15 protein-coding genes are annotated in these 16,103 nt (G+C 69.4%); 4 read left to right on the top strand and 11 right to left on the bottom strand.

Annotation, left to right across the window (positions count from 1 at the left end; all coding sequences use genetic code 11):
- Nucleotides 1-109: 109 nt before the first annotated feature.
- Nucleotides 110-679: a nuclear transport factor 2 family protein gene (locus tag BJ991_RS15780; protein WP_179491546.1), complete on the top strand. Its 570-nt coding sequence runs from the start codon at nucleotides 110-112 to the stop codon at nucleotides 677-679.
- On the top strand, nucleotides 676-1,776 hold the full coding sequence (locus BJ991_RS15775; protein WP_218852960.1) for an oxidoreductase: 1,101 nt from the start codon (nucleotides 676-678) through the stop codon (nucleotides 1,774-1,776). Before BJ991_RS15780 ends, BJ991_RS15775 begins: the two co-directional genes overlap by 4 nt.
- 43 nt (nucleotides 1,777-1,819) lie before the next feature.
- Here BJ991_RS15775 and BJ991_RS15770 read toward each other — a convergent pair whose 3' ends face one another.
- From BJ991_RS15770 to BJ991_RS15740, 7 genes are all read right to left on the bottom strand, one after another.
- The gene (locus BJ991_RS15770; protein ID WP_179491542.1) at nucleotides 1,820-2,992 is read right to left on the bottom strand and encodes an acyl-CoA dehydrogenase family protein; all 1,173 of its coding nucleotides are present in this window, start codon (nucleotides 2,990-2,992) and stop codon (nucleotides 1,820-1,822) included.
- On the bottom strand, nucleotides 2,989-3,867 hold the full coding sequence (locus BJ991_RS15765; protein WP_179491540.1) for an amidohydrolase family protein: 879 nt from the start codon (nucleotides 3,865-3,867) through the stop codon (nucleotides 2,989-2,991). The genes BJ991_RS15770 and BJ991_RS15765 overlap by 4 nt, the downstream gene beginning before the upstream one ends.
- The gene (locus tag BJ991_RS15760; protein ID WP_179491538.1) at nucleotides 3,864-5,468 is read right to left on the bottom strand and encodes an AMP-binding protein; all 1,605 of its coding nucleotides are present in this window, start codon (nucleotides 5,466-5,468) and stop codon (nucleotides 3,864-3,866) included. Before BJ991_RS15760 ends, BJ991_RS15765 begins: the two co-directional genes overlap by 4 nt.
- 1 nt (nucleotide 5,469) lies before the next feature.
- The gene (locus tag BJ991_RS15755) at nucleotides 5,470-6,381 is read right to left on the bottom strand and encodes an SDR family NAD(P)-dependent oxidoreductase (protein WP_218852959.1); all 912 of its coding nucleotides are present in this window, start codon (nucleotides 6,379-6,381) and stop codon (nucleotides 5,470-5,472) included.
- Nucleotides 6,378-6,839 carry a MaoC family dehydratase gene (locus BJ991_RS15750; RefSeq protein WP_179491536.1) on the bottom strand — a complete coding sequence of 154 codons (462 nt, stop codon included), beginning with the start codon at nucleotides 6,837-6,839 and terminating at the stop codon, nucleotides 6,378-6,380. The genes BJ991_RS15755 and BJ991_RS15750 overlap by 4 nt, the downstream gene beginning before the upstream one ends.
- A gap of 176 nt (nucleotides 6,840-7,015) precedes the next feature.
- Nucleotides 7,016-8,140, bottom strand: coding sequence for an NDMA-dependent alcohol dehydrogenase (locus tag BJ991_RS15745; protein WP_218852958.1), 1,125 nt, complete (start codon nucleotides 8,138-8,140; stop codon nucleotides 7,016-7,018).
- A 98-nt stretch (nucleotides 8,141-8,238) separates the two neighbouring features.
- Nucleotides 8,239-9,681: an aldehyde dehydrogenase family protein gene (locus BJ991_RS15740; protein WP_218852957.1), complete on the bottom strand. Its 1,443-nt coding sequence runs from the start codon at nucleotides 9,679-9,681 to the stop codon at nucleotides 8,239-8,241.
- 146 nt (nucleotides 9,682-9,827) lie between these two features.
- On the opposite strand from BJ991_RS15740, the gene BJ991_RS15735 reads away from it, so the two are divergent.
- Complete coding sequence (locus BJ991_RS15735; RefSeq protein WP_179491532.1) at nucleotides 9,828-10,268, top strand: MarR family winged helix-turn-helix transcriptional regulator; 441 nt, start codon at nucleotides 9,828-9,830, stop codon at nucleotides 10,266-10,268.
- A gap of 1 nt (nucleotide 10,269) precedes the next feature.
- On the opposite strand, the gene BJ991_RS15730 is transcribed toward BJ991_RS15735, so the two are convergent.
- A complete protein-coding gene (locus BJ991_RS15730; RefSeq protein ID WP_218852956.1) occupies nucleotides 10,270-11,628 on the bottom strand; it encodes an aminomethyl transferase family protein in 1,359 nt (452 codons plus the stop codon).
- Nucleotides 11,629-11,736: 108 nt separating this feature from the next.
- Between BJ991_RS15730 and BJ991_RS15725 the strand changes: the two genes are divergently transcribed.
- Nucleotides 11,737-12,693, top strand: a complete 957-nt coding sequence (locus BJ991_RS15725; RefSeq protein WP_179491528.1) for a LysR family transcriptional regulator — start codon at nucleotides 11,737-11,739, stop codon at nucleotides 12,691-12,693.
- A gap of 95 nt (nucleotides 12,694-12,788) precedes the next feature.
- On the opposite strand, the gene BJ991_RS18700 is transcribed toward BJ991_RS15725, so the two are convergent.
- The 3 genes from BJ991_RS18700 to ligM all read right to left on the bottom strand — a co-directional run bounded on the left by BJ991_RS18700 (nucleotide 12,789) and on the right by ligM (nucleotide 16,005).
- Complete coding sequence (locus BJ991_RS18700; protein WP_179491526.1) at nucleotides 12,789-13,622, bottom strand: tannase/feruloyl esterase family alpha/beta hydrolase; 834 nt, start codon at nucleotides 13,620-13,622, stop codon at nucleotides 12,789-12,791.
- Nucleotides 13,594-14,367 (bottom strand): tannase/feruloyl esterase family alpha/beta hydrolase, encoded by a 774-nt coding sequence (locus tag BJ991_RS18695; RefSeq protein ID WP_179491524.1) that lies wholly within the window; start codon nucleotides 14,365-14,367, stop codon nucleotides 13,594-13,596. The genes BJ991_RS18700 and BJ991_RS18695 overlap by 29 nt, the downstream gene beginning before the upstream one ends.
- Nucleotides 14,368-14,595: 228 nt before the next feature.
- Nucleotides 14,596-16,005 carry a vanillate/3-O-methylgallate O-demethylase gene (ligM, locus tag BJ991_RS15710; RefSeq protein ID WP_179491522.1) on the bottom strand — a complete coding sequence of 470 codons (1,410 nt, stop codon included), beginning with the start codon at nucleotides 16,003-16,005 and terminating at the stop codon, nucleotides 14,596-14,598.
- Between the last annotated feature and the right edge of the window lie 98 nt (nucleotides 16,006-16,103).

Below are 16,103 nucleotides of genomic sequence, written 5' to 3'. Positions count from 1 at the left end.
TCCATTCATATTCAGGCACACTGAAACTCGACCGACGTGGAGTGCGCAGCGACGCTCACCGACCGGCGACGGGACGACGAGCCCTCGCCCCCGCGAGACAGGACGACGAATGTCAATCTCCGACGCAGACATCCAGCAGCTCTTGGACGAGCGCGCCATCGAGAAGTGCGTGATGCGCTACGCCCGGGGCATCGACCGGCACGACTCAGCGCTGATCGAGAGCGCGTTCCACGAGGACGGCATCGACCACCACGGCGGTGCGGCTCGCCGGCCCTCGGAGCTCTCCGCGTGGGGCAACGACCTGCATGCGACGCACACCCGAGGACACCAGCACTTCATCTGCAACACGACCGTCGAGATCGACGGAGACGTGGCCCACTCGGAGTCGTACGTGCTGTTCGTCCTCTGGCGACGGACGGAGCCGATCGTCGACATCAGCGGAGGGCGCTACGTCGATCGGCTCGAGCGCCGCGGCGGCCGCTGGGGCATCGTCGAACGCGTGGTGACGGTCGACTGGACAGCGGAGGCGAAGGAGGGCGCCGACGCCAAGGGGACGCTGGCGACCTACGCGCGAGGCGAATGGGACGCGCGAGACGTCTCGTATCGACGCCCGCTCGCCTGGGGGCCGCAGGACGTGGCCGACTTCTCGTTCGGCACTCGACTCTCGCGCCCGCGGTGAGCACTTCCGCGGGCGGGGCCGAGACACTGTTCTCGGCGTTCACGATTCGCGGGCTGACCATCCCCAATCGCATCGTGATGTCGCCGATGTGCATGTACACGAGCGGAGGCGACGGGCGTCCGACGGACTGGCACGTGGTGCACCTCGGGAGCCGTGCCGCAGGCGGCACGGGTCTCGTGTTCACCGAGGCGACGGCGGTGTCCGCCGATGGACGCATCACGCCGGGGGATCTCGGCATCTGGTCGGACGAGCACGTCGACGGGCACCGGCGGCTGACCGCCGCGGTCGCCGCCCACGGCGCCGTCCCCGGCATCCAGATCGCGCACGCGGGTCGAAAGGGCGGGAGGACGCGGCCGTGGGAAGGCAATCGACCTCTGCCGCGCGAGGCGTGGGGGCAGGTGCTCGCGCCGTCGGCGGAGCCGTTCAAGCCCGACTGGCACCTGCCCACGGCCATGACGACATCGGATATCGAAGGGATCGTCTCCGACTTCAGCGTGGCCGCGCGGCGTGCTCACGAGGCCGGATATCGCGTGCTCGAGGGGCACTTCGCACATGGGTACCTCATGCACCAGTTCCTCTCTCCTCTGGCCAATCGCCGGACGGATCGGTACGGCGGGTCACTCGAGAATCGCGCCCGGCTTCCCCTCGCCGTCGCGAGAGCGATGAGGCAGGCGTGGCCCGACGACCTGCCCCTGTTCATCAGGCTTTCGATGATCGACTGGCTGCCGGGGGGCATCAGCCTCGATGAGACCGTCCAGGTCGCTTCCTGGATGCGAGACGAGGGCGTCGATCTCATCGACGGCACGAGCTCCGGCATCCTCCCGGGCGAGGCCATCCCGGAGGAGCCCCTGTACCACCTCGGCATGGCCGGAGAGGTTCGCCGTCGCGCGCGGATCGCCACGAGCGCCGTCGGGCGGGTCAGAACGACGTCCGAGGCGTGCGAGGCCCTTCGATCCGGAAACGCGGACCTCGTCTTCATCGGTCGGGCGATTCTCCAGGACGCCTACTGGGCACGCCGAGCCGAGCGAGAGCTCGGAGCCGAGAATCTGGTCGGCGTGCCCGTGCAGTACCGACGGGCCACGCAGCACCTCCTCTGAGAGATCGACTCCCGCGAGGGAGGCTCGCCCCGGGCCGCCGGACTCAGCGGGTGAAGGCGCTCCGGCCCGTCAGCGCCCGGCCGACGATGAGGGTGTTCATCTCGCGCGTGCCCTCGAACGTGTACATCGCCTCGGCATCCGCGAAGAAGCGCACCGCGTCGCCCGTGAGCAGGATGCCGTTGCCGCCCATCGTCTCGCGCGCGAGCGCGACGGTCTCGCGCAGCCGGTCGGCCGCGATGAGCTTGACGAGGCTCGGAGAGACATCGTCGGCGATCGGATGCTCCGCCGTGCGCACCGCGAGGGCGAGCGTCTGCGCGATGTTCGCGACCATCTGCACGAGCTTCTGCTGGATGAGCTGGAACCCCGCGATCGGGCGCCCGAACTGCTCGCGCCGCTGCGCGTAGTCGATCGCCGCCGCATACGCGCCGAGCTGCATGCCCGCCGCGCTCCACGCGATGTCGGCGCGCAGCTTGCGGAATGCCCGGTTGATGTCGGCGAAGCCCTCGATGCGCGGCAGGCGACGCTCTTCGGGCACGACGACGTCCTGGAGCGCGATGTCGGCGTTGTGCACCATGCGCGCGGCGGCCTTGTGCGCGATCACACTCCGCGTCACGCCGGGGGAGTCGGACGGCACCACGAACGCGAGCACGCGCTCGCCGCCCTCCTCGCGCGCGATGATGCACAGGTTGTCGGAGATGGTCGCGTTGCCGATCCAGCGCTTCGCCCCGTTGAGGATCCAGCGGTCGCCGTCGCGGCGCGCCGTGGTCGCCATGCCTCCGGCGACGTCGGATCCGTGGTCGGGCTCGTTCAGGGCGAAGCATCCGGTGAAGGTGAAATCGAGGATGCCCGGGTCCCACGCCGCGATCTGCTCGGGACTGCCGCCCGCGTGCACGAGCGTGCGGAACATGCCCACCTGGCCGCCGTACGTGATCGACATCGCGAGGTCGAGCCGGCACAGCTCGAGCGTCACGAACCCGCGGTACAGCGGCCTGAGCGATCCGTCGGCCTGCAGCACGGACGGGTCGTCGAGCAGATGCAGGCCCGCGAGGGGCTTGCGGAAGTCCGCGAGCGACTCGCCGCGCTCCCACCGCTCGACGAGCACCGGCCGCACGTTCTCGTCGAGGTATGCGCGCAGCTGCGAGAGCTTCGCCCGCTCCGCATCCGTCAGATCGTTCGCGAAGCCGAGGACGTCGCCCGGGTAGTCGAGTCCGGTCATGCCGTGCTCCCTCCGTCGAGTCCGAGCAGCTTCACAGCATTGTCCTTGAGCACGAGGCGCTCCACATCCTCGGGCAGCTCGAGCGCCGCGAAGTCGCGCAGCCAGCGGTCCGGCGTGATCGCGGGGAAGTCCGACCCGAACAGCATCTTGTGCTTCAGGTACGTCCGCGTCGCGCGCACGAGGGCGGGGCTGAAGTACTTCGGCGACCACCCCGACAGGTCGATCCACACGTTCGCCTTGTGGGTCGCGATCGAGATCGCCTCGTCCTGCCACGGCACGCTCGGGTGGGCGAGGATGATGCGAAGACCCGGATGCCGCGCAGCCACGTCGTCCAGCAGCATCGGGTTCGACAGCCCGAGTCGCAGGCCGAGCCCGCCCGGCACGCCGGCGCCGACGCCGGTCTGCCCCGTGTGCACGACGATCGGCAGGTCGAGCTCCTCGATCGCCGAGAACAGCGGGATGAACTCCGGCGCCGACGGGTCGAAGCCCTGCACCGTGGGGTGGAACTTGAAGCCCTTCACGCCGAGCTCGCCCGCCTGGCGTCGCAGCTCGTCGATCGCGGCCTCGCCCTGGAGCGGGTCGACCGAGCCGAACGCGATGAGCGTGTCGGCGTTGCGCGCGGCGCCTGCCGCGATGTCGTCGATGCTGTTCGGGCGGTGGCCGGAGTTCGTCGTCGCGTCGACCGTGAACACGACCGCCATGAGCTCGCGCTCGCGGTAGTACTCGGCGGTCTGGTCGATCGTGCGCGGCGGCTCGCCGCTGCCGAAGTACCGGTCCATCGCGTCGCGCTGCTCCTGCGACGCGCCGAAGTGGCCGCTGTCGTCGACCTGGATGTGGACGTGCGTGTCGATCGCACGGATGCCGTCGAGGGTCATGCGGTGCCTCCCGATGCGTTCGCGGCGAGGATCTCGTCGCGCAGCCTGCCGATGTCGACCTTCCCGGTCGGCGAGCGGTCCATCGACGAGCGGAACACGATGCGCCGCGGCTTCTTGTAGCCGGCGAGCTGACCGTCCACGTGCGCGATCAGCTCGTCCGGCGTGACGTCCGCCGCGCGTTCGACGACAGCGGTCACGACCTCGCCGAAGCGCGGGTCGGGGGTGCCGAGCACGACGGCGTCGGCGACGGCCGGATGCGACAGCAGGGCCTCCTCGACCTCGAGCGGGTACACCTTCTCGCCGCCCGTGTTGATCACACCGCTGCCGCGGCCGAGGAACTCGATGTGCCGGTCGTCCTCCACGCGCACCCAGTCGCCGGGGATGACGTGGCGCACACCGTCGATGACGGGGAACGTGGCATCCGTCTTCTCCTGGTCGCCGTAGTAGCCGAGGGGGAGCGCGCCGCGCTGGGCGAGTACTCCGAGCGCGCCGGGGCGGTCCTGGATCTCGTTGCGCTGCTCGTCGAGGACGACCGCGGTGGGGAACAGCTTCGGACGCCCGGGCAGGTCGTGCTCGCCGGTCGTGGTCGTGACGGCGAACCCGCCGCCCTCGGTCGAGGCGAGCAGGTCGTGGATCGACAGGGCTCCGAGCCGGTGGAGTCCGCGCTTGGTCTCGGGGCTGAAGCGCATGCCCGAGCTCATGATCGACGTCACCGTCGGGAGTCCGAGGCGCAAGCGCTCGGCCGCATCGACGAGGGGGACTGCGATGGCGTCGCCGGCGACGATGATGCGCGTCGCGCGCGCGTCGTTCGCGAACCGCAGCGCCGCGTCGGCGTCGAGGCGCGCCGACGAGGTCACGAGCACCGTGCCGCCGAGCGTCAGGGTGTTCATCGACGTGGTCAGCGCCGTGCCGTGCATGAACGGCGCGAGCGGCAGGTTGACCATGTGCGGCGTCGCGGGATCGCTCGCGATCTGGGCCGCGTCGCTCGTCGTCTGAGGCCACTCGAGCCCGCTGAGCGAGTAGGTCGCGAACATCTGGACCTCGAACATGTCCTGTTCGTCCCACCGCACGGCCTTCGGCCGCCCGGTGGTGCCGCCGGTGTAGATCCACAGCTCGGTGCCGTCGATCGCCGCGGGCGGCAGCGGCGCGTCGCCTGCGACCGCGTCCTTCCACGCGATGCCGGGAGCCTCGGCTGTGGCGTCGTCTCGGACCGAGATGAGGAGCACGTCGTGGCCGGCGCGTTCCTCGGCATCGACGACGACCGCCGTGAGCGACGTCGGGTACACGAGTGCGGCGGCACCGGAGTCGTCGAGCAGCGCAGCGACCTCTCCCGCCCGCAGACGGAAGTTCAGCGGCACGGGCGTGAACCCGGCGGCGAGGCACGCGAACTGCGTGAGGAGGAACTCGGGGCGGTTGTAGAGCAGCATCGCCACGCGGTCGCCGGCTCGCACGCCGTGCGCCGAGAGCGTCGCGGCGAGCGAGCCCGCCTCGCGGGCGAATCGCTCGTAGGTCCACTCCTCGCCGTCGATCGCGAGGATCGCGGTCCGGTCGGGCAGGGCGCGCGCGATCGCCTGCCAGATGTCGGCGTAGTGCGCGCGCATGTCAGCCCTTCCGAGGTCCGGAGCGCTGCGCGTCGGCGGCGAGCTCGGCGCGCCAGGCCTCGTCGATCTGCGCGGGCGACCAGCCGCCGTCCTGGTTCATCGTACGCAGCACGTCGGGGTGCGCGTAGAGCGTCAGGCGGTCGCCGCCGATGCCGAGGGCCTGGCCGGTGACGCCGGCCGAGGCATCCGAGGCCAGCCACACGATGAGCGACGCGACGTCCTCCGGCGTGCCGAGTGCGTGGTCGCGGCGGTACTCGGTCGGGATGCCCTTGCCCGCGACGTAGTCCTCGTACACCTCGGTGTACGCGGGGATCGTCGCGGTCATGGGGGACAGGGCCGTCGGGATGACGGTGTTCGCGGTGATGCCCGCGCGCGCGAGCTCGAGCGACCACGTGCGCGCCATCGCGACGAGGCCCGCCTTCGCGGTGGCGTAGTTCGTCTGGCCGAAGCTGCCGAACTGTCCGGCGGGGGATCCGATGAGGATGATGCGCCCGGGGATCTCGTTCTCGCGCATGTAGGTCGCGGCGGCGCGGCCGGTCGTGAACGAGCCTCGCAGGTGCGTCTCGATGACGATGTCGAAGTCGTCGTCGCCCATCTTCCAGAGAACGCGGTCGCGCAGCACGCCGGCGTTCGCGACGAGGATGTCGAGGCGGCCGAACGTCTCGACCGCAGCGGACACGAGCGCGTCGGCCGTCTCGGTCGGGCCCACGGGGGCGACGACGGCAGTGGCGCGGCCGCCCGCCGCCTCGATGTCGGCGACGGTCTGCGACGCGGTCTGGGCATCGACGTCGTTGACGACGACGGCGGCTCCCGCGTCGGCGAGGGCGAGCGCGTAGGCGCGGCCGAGGCTGCGGCCGGCGCCGGTGACGATGGCGACTTTGCCGTCGAGGCGGATGCCGTCGGGAGCGCTCATCGGTAATACCTCAGCACGAGCTCGGCCACGCACGCAGGCTTCTCGACGCCTTCGATCTCGAACGTGACGGGGACCTCGATCTGCCAGCCGCCGCCGACGTCGGTGACGCTCGCGACGCGACCGTGGACGCGGACGTTGGACCCGGACGGCACGGGCGCGGGGAAGCGCACCTTGTTGATGCCGTAGTTGATGCCCATGCTCGCGCCCGTGATCTGGAAGATCTGGCGCATGTGGCGCACGACGAGGCTCAGCGTGAGCAGTCCGTGCGCGATGCGCGTGCCGAAGGGCGTGGACGCGGCGAACTCCTCATCGATGTGGATCGGATTGTCGTCACCGGACAGCTGGGCGTAGAGGTTCACCTCCTCCTGCGTGATCGGCCGCCAGCCGGAGGGACCGAATGTCCGCCCTTCCAGCTCGGGCAGCTCATCGACGGTCGCGGACACGACGTTCTGGGCCATCACACCTCACTCGCTGCTTTGCGTCGCGCGGCATGGCGCGCCGCGCTCGGGGAGCGTCTCCGCTCGAATGTCAGGCTACCTGAAATACGCGGTGGATGCCAACGCACCTTCCGCAGGATGGAACCGGCCGCCCGAGTCGGTGATCCGGGCGGCCGGAGCCTGTCGAGGACGACCCGTCAGAACCGGATGCCGCCACGGATGTTGCGTCCCTCGACCATGTCGAGGTAGCCCTGGTTGATCTCGTCGAGCGTGTACATCTTCGTGATGAGCTCGTCGAGCTTGAGCTGTCCCGCCTGGTACATCTGCAGCTGCCGGGGGACGTCGGCGCGCGGGTTCGCGTGGCCGTAGATCGTCCCTTGGATGCGCTTCTGGTAGCGCGTGAGCTCGAGCGGGCTGATCGGGATGCTCGTCTCGCGGTCGGGCGCGATGCCCGTGATGACCGCGACGCCCCCCTTGCGGATGGCGGACACGGCCTGCGCGACGTGCTCGCCCTCGACGACGCCCACCGCGACGATGGCGCGGTCGGCGCCCTGCCAGTTCGTGATGGACCGCGCGAAGTCGGCCGCCTCGTCCATGGTCGCGAACGCGTGGGTCGCTCCGAGGCGGAGCGCCGACTCGCGCTTGAACTCGACCGGGTCGACCGCGATGACCGCGACCGCGCCCGCGTGGTGCGCGCCCTGCACGGCGTTGATTCCGATGCCGCCGATCCCCATCACGATGACGACGTCGCCGGGCTGGGTCTCGGCGGCGTAGACGGCGCTGCCCCAGCCGGTGCCGACACCGCATCCGAGCAGCCAAAACTTGTCGAGGTCGGCGTCGCTCGGCAGCTTGATCGCCGAGTCGACCGACACGAGCGTGTACTCCGAGAACGAGCCGACCTGGCACATCTGCCCGACCTCGGTGCCGTCGGGGAGGGCGAAGCGGTAGCTCTCCTCGTCGTCGAAGCGGTGCCCGGCGAGCAGGTACCGGCCGCGGTCGCACAGGTTCGTCATGCCGGTCGTGCACCACCGGCACTTGCCGCAGCTCGGGATCCACGTGAAGACGACGGCGTCGCCGACCTCCCACCCGGGGGTGTTCGGGCCGACCGACTCGACGATGCCGGTTCCCTCGTGCCCGCACACCATCGGCAGGTGGCCCGCGACGCTGTCGCCGGTCATCATGTGGTAGTCCGAGTGGCACATTCCCGCGGCGACCATCCGCACTCGGATCTCGTTCTGGCGCGGGTCGCCGACCTCGACTTCGGCGATCTCGAACTCTCCCGGGGCTTCGCGGACGATCGCGGCGCGGGACGTGATGGGCATTGCTCCTCCTTCGGACCAAGCGACTGAGCGACAGCGCTCAGTATCAGGCTACCTGTAACTCAATGCGGTGATGTCGAGGCGGATGCCCCGCTCCTCGCTCAGCGGAAGATCGACGTGCTCTCGCGGTAGTTCTCGACCGCTTCGGGGCCGAACTCGCGGCCGAGCCCGGACGCCTTGACGCCGCCGAACGGCGAGCCGAGGTCGGGGCGGTAGCCATTGATGCCGATCGAGCCGGTCTGCACGCGGCGGGCGACCGTCTGTGCGGCATCCGCGTCTGCGCTGAAGACCGCGCCGCCGAGGCCGTAGGTCGTCGCATTCGCGATGCGCACGGCGTCGTCGACATCCGTGTACCGGTGCACGCTGATCGCGGGTCCGAAGATCTCGTTCTGCGCGATGTCGCTGTCGACGGCGGCGTCGACGATCACGCGCGGCGCGAAGAAGTAACCCTCCGAGGGAGTCGGCGTGTCGCCCGCGAGGATCGTGGCGCCCTCGGCCTGCGCGCGGTCGAGCATGCCCGTGACTCGCGCGTGCGCGGTCGCGGAGACGAGCGGCCCGACCTCGGTCGTGTCGTCCTTCGGGTCTCCGACCCGCAGGTCGCGCGCGAGGGCGACGAGTGCGTCGACGACCTCGTCGTAGCGGTGCGCGGGGGCGAGAATGCGGCTCAGCGCGACGCAGTTCTGGCCCGTGTTGCCGAAGGACGCGTAGCGCAGGCTCGCCATGACATCGTCGAGGTCGGCATCGTCGAGGAGGATGCCCGCGGACTTGCCGCCGAGCTCGAGCGTGGCGGGGATCAGGCGCTGCCCCGCGACCGACGCGATGTGACGGCCCGCGGCGGTCGAGCCGGTGAAGGCGACCTTGTCGACCCCGGGGTGCGCGACGAGCGCCTGACCGGTCTCGCGGCCGCCCGTGACGATGTTGATGACGCCGGGAGGAAGGCCGATCGCGCGGCTCGCCTCGGCGAGGGTGAAGATGTCGAGCGGGGACTCGGCGGCCGGCTTGATGACGACCGTGCAGCCGGCCGCGAGGGCGGGGCCGAGCTTGAGCGTCGTCGAGGACTGCGGGTGGTTCCACGGCACGATGAGGGCAGCGACGCCGAGCGGGCGGCGCAGGTGGAGCGAGCTGCCCTCGCGGTCGACGTTCTTGCGCTCCTGCTCCACCGAGAGCCCGCGCGCGATCTTCGCGTAGTAGCGCAGGTGCTGCACGGGGCGGATGGCGTTCATGCCGCGCGCGACGGTGATCGGCTGGCCGATCTCGTCGGTGACGAGGGGAGCCGTGGTCGCGCCGCGCGCCTCGATCTCGTCGGCGAGGCGATCGATCCAGTCGGCGCGGTCGGCAGGGCTCAGTTCGGACCAGGAGCCGCTGTCGAACGCCTCGCGCGCCGCGGTGACGGCGCGGTCGACGTCCTCGGGCGAGCTGTCGGGCGCGTGGCCGACGATGGACCGGTCGAAGGGGTTCTCGACGGTGAGAACCTGGGTCGAGGAGGTATGGACGTACTCCCCGCCGGCGAAGATGCGTTCCTGGAGATCGGTTGCTTCAAGCACAGCGGAAGGCTAACACCGGAGGACGCCCGTCTGCACGCATTGCGACGAAATGACCGCTATGCGTACACTCGCTGGATGAGAGCGCGTACGCATGCGGTCCGATCGTGACGGGCGTTAGCCTGATCGGGCCTGGGGGAGGGGTCGGTATGGAACACACGAACTTCACGTATGTCGTCAAGCAGGTCGAGCTCGCGCTCCGCCCGTACATCGACGCGGCCTGCGCGGCGGCCGGCATGACCACCGCCCAGTACACCGCGCTCACGGTGCTCGAACGCCGCCCCGGCATCACGAGCTCCGAGCTCGCCCGTCGCTCGTTCGTGCGCGCGCAGACGATGGCGCAGACCATGGATCCGATGCTCGAAGCCGGGCTCGTGCGCCGCGAGCGCGACCCCGAGCACGCGCGTCGCCTGCTGCTCTACCTCACCGACAAGGGTGCCGCCGCGATCGCGAAGGCTCGGCCGGGGGTCGACGAGCTCGAGCACCTCATCCTCAAGGAATTCACCGATGAGGAGGGAGCGGCGTTCGCGGAGTATCTCCGCCGCGTCCGTCACTCCCTCCGCGAGGGTCACCCCGCCACAACCCGTTGAGTCAGTTCTTCCGGTAGTTCTCCCGTGCGAACGACGAGTACGGCGCCGGTGCGACCGTCGCGCGCACCTCGACCTGGCGGTGCGCCTCGACGGCGGGCTTGCTCGTGTTCGGCTCCTCGCCCCACACCACGACGACCTCGGTCCCGGGCCCGGCGTGCGCGGCGTCGACGCTCGCGAGCGACACGAACACCTGCTCTCCGGTGATGTAGCCGACATCGTGCGAGATGCCGGCGTCGACGCCGTCCGCGAGTACGCGGTCGACCTGGTACGTGCCATACCGGGATTTCGGGAAGTCGAGGTACTTGGCGGGCAGCCCGGGCTCGTACATCGAGCGCTGGACCGCGGCGACGTCCTCGGGGTTCCACACGAGCGTGACCTTCGTACGCCGAGGCCCCCGCGCGTGGCGCTCGAGCGCCTCGCGCCCGATGAAGTCGTGATCGAAGGCGACGCTGCGTCCGTACCCGAGGTCGTACGGAGTGAGGTAGTAGTCCTCGATGTCGTCCGACACGAAGCTGCCCGCGAGCGAGCCGGCGCGGTTCGCGGGGAGCCACGCGAGGTAATCCGCCGTTCCCTTGCCCGAGAAGATCGCCGGCAGAGGGGACGGCACCCACGCCGACTCGAGGTTCGCCGACGAGTAGGCCTTCGCTCCGACGAGCACGAGGTCGAGCCCCTCTCCCGCGCGGATGAGCGCGTCGCGCACCCGCTCACCGTCGGCCCACGGCCCGAACAGCTCGAATCCTGGCTGCCCGGCCATGCCGTGCCGCAGCGACCGCACCGTGAGGCCATCGATCTCGAACGTCGTCATGTGGAAGAACTTCGTCGTCGGCACGGGGGCGCCGGTGGCCTTCTCCATGAGCGCGAGGGCATTCGGTCCCTGGAGCTCGTAGCGGTAGAGCTTCGGCGGGATGCCCGGTTCGCGCATGAGCGAGTTCGCGTCGCGCTCGAACGTCACGTCGTAGTCGCCGGTCTCGCCGATGTACTGCACCCAGTCGAGCACCATGAACCAGCCGACGAGGTCGAACACATCCTCCTCCAGGTGGAACAGGATCGCGTCGCCGATGAGGTAGCCCTCGTGGTTGACCGCGACGAACTGCTTCGCACAGTCGACGCCGAAGTCGGCGAAGCTGTTGACCCCGGTGTCGGAGAGCAGCCTGAGCGCGTCGGGTCCCGAGATGAACAGATCCGTCATGTGGTGGGACTGGTCGAGCAGGGCGACGGTGTCGCGCCAGGCGCGCTGCTCGGTGCGCCAGTTCGAGAACTCGGGCGTCACCGGGAAGATCGTCGGGCGTGCCTGCGAGTTGCGCAGGAGTTCGACGGCGCTTCCCGCGCGTGCGATCGCGTCGGCGACGGACTCGGTCATGACTTGCTCCTTCGTTCGGGTCGAAGCCATGCTAGTAACCACTGGTTGTTCCCGGGTCTTCAAGAGATAATCACTGCTTATGCGATGGGAATCGTTTCTAAGCGACGGATGCCCGGGCCGACCGTGGACCTGAACCTCCTGCGCGTCTTCGTGGCGGTGTACGAGTCGCGCAGCCTCACGATCGCCGCCCGTCGGCTCTACGTCACCCAGCCCGCCGTGAGTCAGGCTCTCGCGAGACTGCGGCGCGAGCTCGACGACCCGCTCTTCGAGCGCGACGGCCGCCTCATGCGCCCGACACCCCTCGCCGAGAGCGTGTTCCCCGGCTTCCGCGACGCGATCGAGGGCATCGACCGCACGATCGACGCCGTGCACGGATTCGATCCGTCCTCGTCGCGGCGGCTGTTCCGCATCGCGCTGTCCGAGCTCGGAGAGATCGGCTGGCTGCCGGCGATCCTCTCGGCGATCCGCTCCCGCGCCCCGCACATGCGCCTCGAAGTCGTGCCCATCCAGGTCGACGCGCTCTCGGACTGGCTGTCGCGAGGCACGGTCGATCTCGCCATCACGACCGCGAGCGTTCCCGGCCGATTCGTCCGCAGTCAGCTCAAGTCGCAGCCCTACGCCGTCGTGATGTCGGCGAGCCACCCGCTCGCGGAAGGCACCCTCGACCTCGACGCGTACGTGTCCGCAGCGCACGCGACCGTGAGCGGCGACTCGGGAGCCCCGATGCTCGCCGCCGCCGAGCGCCGGGCGGGCATCGTGGTCGAACCCGAAGTGGCGCTGCGCCACATCACGGCGCTGCCGCCGGTTCTGGCGGCGAGCCGCGACCTCATCGCGACCGCACCCGACACGATCGCCCAGGGCTGGGCGTCCACGTGGCCGCTCGTCGTCCGCCCCCTGCCGTTCGAGATGCCGCCTGTCGGGGTGTTCCTCTATCGGCGGTCGACGACACAGCACACGGCCGCGCTCGACTGGCTCTACGACACCGTCGCGCGCGCGGTCGCCGGCTCGTCCGGCCAGTTCTTCGTCATCCACGGCGACGCGTTCGCCGAGGCGCCCCGCTCCTGACTCGCTCCCCGCGGCGAGGAACGGGACGGTGCACGCCGGCCCACCGGCATCCGTTTCGAATGCCGGCAGGCCGGCGCGCAGCCCGGTTCAGCGGATCAGGGATCCATGCGCGGAGTGAGTTGCTCCGCCGGGACGCAGCGGTACCGCTGCGCGTCGTTCACGTCGCCGCTGCCCTTGTACTTCGCGACCGTGGGGTAGTCGCAGATCGGGCGCGTCGCGACGACCGACCCACCCTCGGCGCGCGTGGCGAGCAGCTGCTTCGGGGCGTGGCCCTTCTCGACCCACTCGATGAGCGCCTCGAGCTGGCCGGTCGGCTGCGCCCCCGGGCCGCCGCCGCAGTGGTCGACGCCGGGAGCGAGGAACACGCGGACGGCCTGCTTCGTCCTGCCCGGGCCGAGAATGTCCTGCACGCGCTCGTACCAGTCGAGCGTGCCCTGCGCGTAGACGCCGAAGTCGCTCCAGCCGTGCCACACGAGGAGCTTCCCGCCGCTGTCGTGGAACGCCCGGATGTCGGGGTCCGAGGCGCCGTGGACGTCATCGTAGAGCTCGACCATCTGGTCGATGTGCTGCTCGAAGCTCTCGTACGTCTCGGTGCGCCAGTCCCACGCGGGGTTCATCTCGAGCCAGTACGCGATCACGAGGGTGACGAAGGGGAACGGCTGCCCGACGAGCTCGCCGTTCACGAGCGCGGTGTTGCTCAGGCCGGCATACGGCGCACCTTCCACGAGTCCGTACCACTGGAACTCGCCGCTGGTGCGACGTGGCCCTTGCCGGATCTTCTCAAGCACCGCGGCATCCGCGTCGGTGAAGGTCTCGCCGCACGGCGTCACCTGTCCGACGAGCGACGTGAAGTCGAAGTCGCACGCGAGGGGATCGCCGATCACTCCGTCCGCGACGCCGTCACCCACCAGGTCGCACTCGTCGATCACCCGCCTCGAGCGCAGCGGTGAACTTGCATTGCGAGAGGACGTTGCCTTCCTCCTTCATGACGATCTGGCTCCACAGCTGCGCGATCGCGAGCTCCGCGTAATTGAACACCGGCGCGCCGGCCGAGATGCCGTCGTAGTCGTCGGGGTACTTCTGGGCCTCCATCATCCCCTGGCGTCCTCCGGTCGAGCATCCGCTGAAGTAGGCGTAGTCCTGCGACCGGCCGTAGTACGCCGCGACGAGCTCCTTGCCGTTCACCGTCATCTCGTGGATACCGCGGTGGCCGAAGTTCTCCTGACCCACCCAGTTGCGCGTGAGGTCGGGGTTGGCGCCGATCGTCTGGGCCTGGCCGGTGGGGTTGCCGGCATCCGTCGCACCCGCCGCGAACCCCTGACCGAGCGGCGCGACGACCGATCCCGGCGTCCCGCCTGTGAATCCGCCGCCGCCGACTCCCAGGAATCGACCGTTCCAGCCGGTTGTGGGAAGGGCGATCCAGATCGTCACCTCATCGCCGGCCGGCGGATGCGTGGTGTACAGCTGCACCCGGCACGACGCGGGTGTCGTTGCGGTCGCCGCGTGCTGGACGGCGGACTCGATCACGGTGTTCGGACCGAGGTCCACGTTCATGAGGCTTTCGCAGCTCCGCACGGGATCACCCGGGGTCGCCGGCCCCTTGGCCGCCGATCCTTGGTCGCCCGCGGCGGATCCGCCGGCGACGAACGTGAGGCTCGCCACCGCGAGGGCCATCGTCGCCGCACAACTCAACAGTCTTCTTTTCACACCCATCTCACCGATCTCCTTCGATTGGTTCGGATGGCGCGCGCCGCACGGCCCATGGTACTAACGGTCGGTTTTGACACCATGATGTGGCGATAACCACTGGTTATGCTGCATAAAGCACTCCTAAGTGCGCCCGACATGACGAGGGGGGCGGATGCCGCAGCATCCGCCCCCTCGTCGTATCGGGTCGGGCGATCAGACCTCGACGTTCGCCGCGGACGTGCGCCAGCCGCCGTGGTACTCGGTGCGAGCGGTGACCGCGTACGGCACGGGGCTCACGACCGCGCGGACGGCGAGCTGCTCGTGCGGCTGGACGGTGGACTTCTTCGAGTTCGGCTGCTCGCCCCACAGCACGCGCACCTCGGCGCCGATCGGCACGTTGGCGTCGACGGTCGCGAGCGACAGTCCGCGCTTCTCGTTCGCGGTGACCCCCGTGAACAGCGAGAGGCCGACGACCGTGCCGTCCTCATCGACGACGGAGTCGAAGTTCGACGAGCCGTAGTTCGCGTTCGGGAGGTCGAAGAACTGGTAGCCGGGGCCTTCGCGGTCGATGACGCTCGTGAGGATCTTGGCGAGGTCCTCGTCGTTCCATGCCAGCGTGACCTTCTTGCGCTGCGTCTCGGGCTCGATCTTCTCGAGGGCGTCGCGACCGATGAAGTCGTGGTCGAACTTCACGAACGAGCCGTAGCCGAGCTCCCACGGGTTGAGGTAGTAGTCCTCGATGTCGTCCGAGACGAACGAGCCGGCGATGGCGTTGATGGCCTCGTAGCTGTTCGTCGGGAGCCACTCGCGGTACGCGCGCTCGGCCTCGCTCGAGTAGATGGCGGGAAGCGGCGAGGGGATCCAACCCGACTCGAGAGTGTTCGACGAGTAGGCGCGCGAACCGCAGGGCTCGATGCCGAACTCGCGGCCTGCCTCGAGGATCGCGTCGCGGATCTTGCCGTGCTGCTCGTAGGGACCCCACAGCTCGAGGCCCGGTGCGCCGGCCATGCCGTGACGCAGCGTGCGGACGCGCTCGCCGGCGATCGTCATCTCTCCCATGTGGAAGAACCTGACCTTCTCGAGGGTGCCGCCGTTGAGCTTCTCGATGATCTGCCACGCGTTCGGGCCCTGGATCTGGAATCGGTAGTACTCGCGGTGCACGGCCTGGCCGTAGGGGCGCGAGGGGGAGCGGTCGTCGTAGCGGAACTCGACGTCGTAGCCGCCCGTCTCGGCGTGGAACTGCAGCCAGTTCGCGCCCGGCGCGCGGCCGACGTAGACGTAGTCGTTCTCATCCTCGTGGAAGAGGATGCCGTCGCCGACCACGCCGCCGTTGGAGGCCGTGGGCACGAACTGCTTGGCCGTGTTGACCGGGAAGTTGGCGAAGCTGTTGATGCCGGTGTCGCTGAGCAGCTTGAGAGCGTCCGGACCCGACACGAAGAAGTTCACCATGTGGTGGGTCTGGTCGTAGAGCACGGCGGTCTCGCGCCACGCGATCTGCTCGCGTCGCCAGTTCGTGAACTCCGCGGGGACCACGGGGTAGATGTAGGCGCCGAGCTGTGAGTTGCGGAGCATCTCGACGGTGTTTCCGTGCTCGTCGAGCAGCTCCTGGAGGTTGCGAGCCATGGGGGTTCCTTCGACTTCCTTGTTCGATGGTCGATGCCGCGATATTACGGATGACATTTACCTATGTCCAGAGGTATTCCGGTATCCAAAATTGTAGA

Source organism: Microbacterium immunditiarum, from assembly GCF_013409785.1.
Taxonomy (GTDB): domain Bacteria; phylum Actinomycetota; class Actinomycetes; order Actinomycetales; family Microbacteriaceae; genus Microbacterium; species Microbacterium immunditiarum.
The sequence above is the reverse complement of the archived record's forward strand: the minus strand, read 5'-3'. Positions and strand labels throughout refer to the sequence as shown.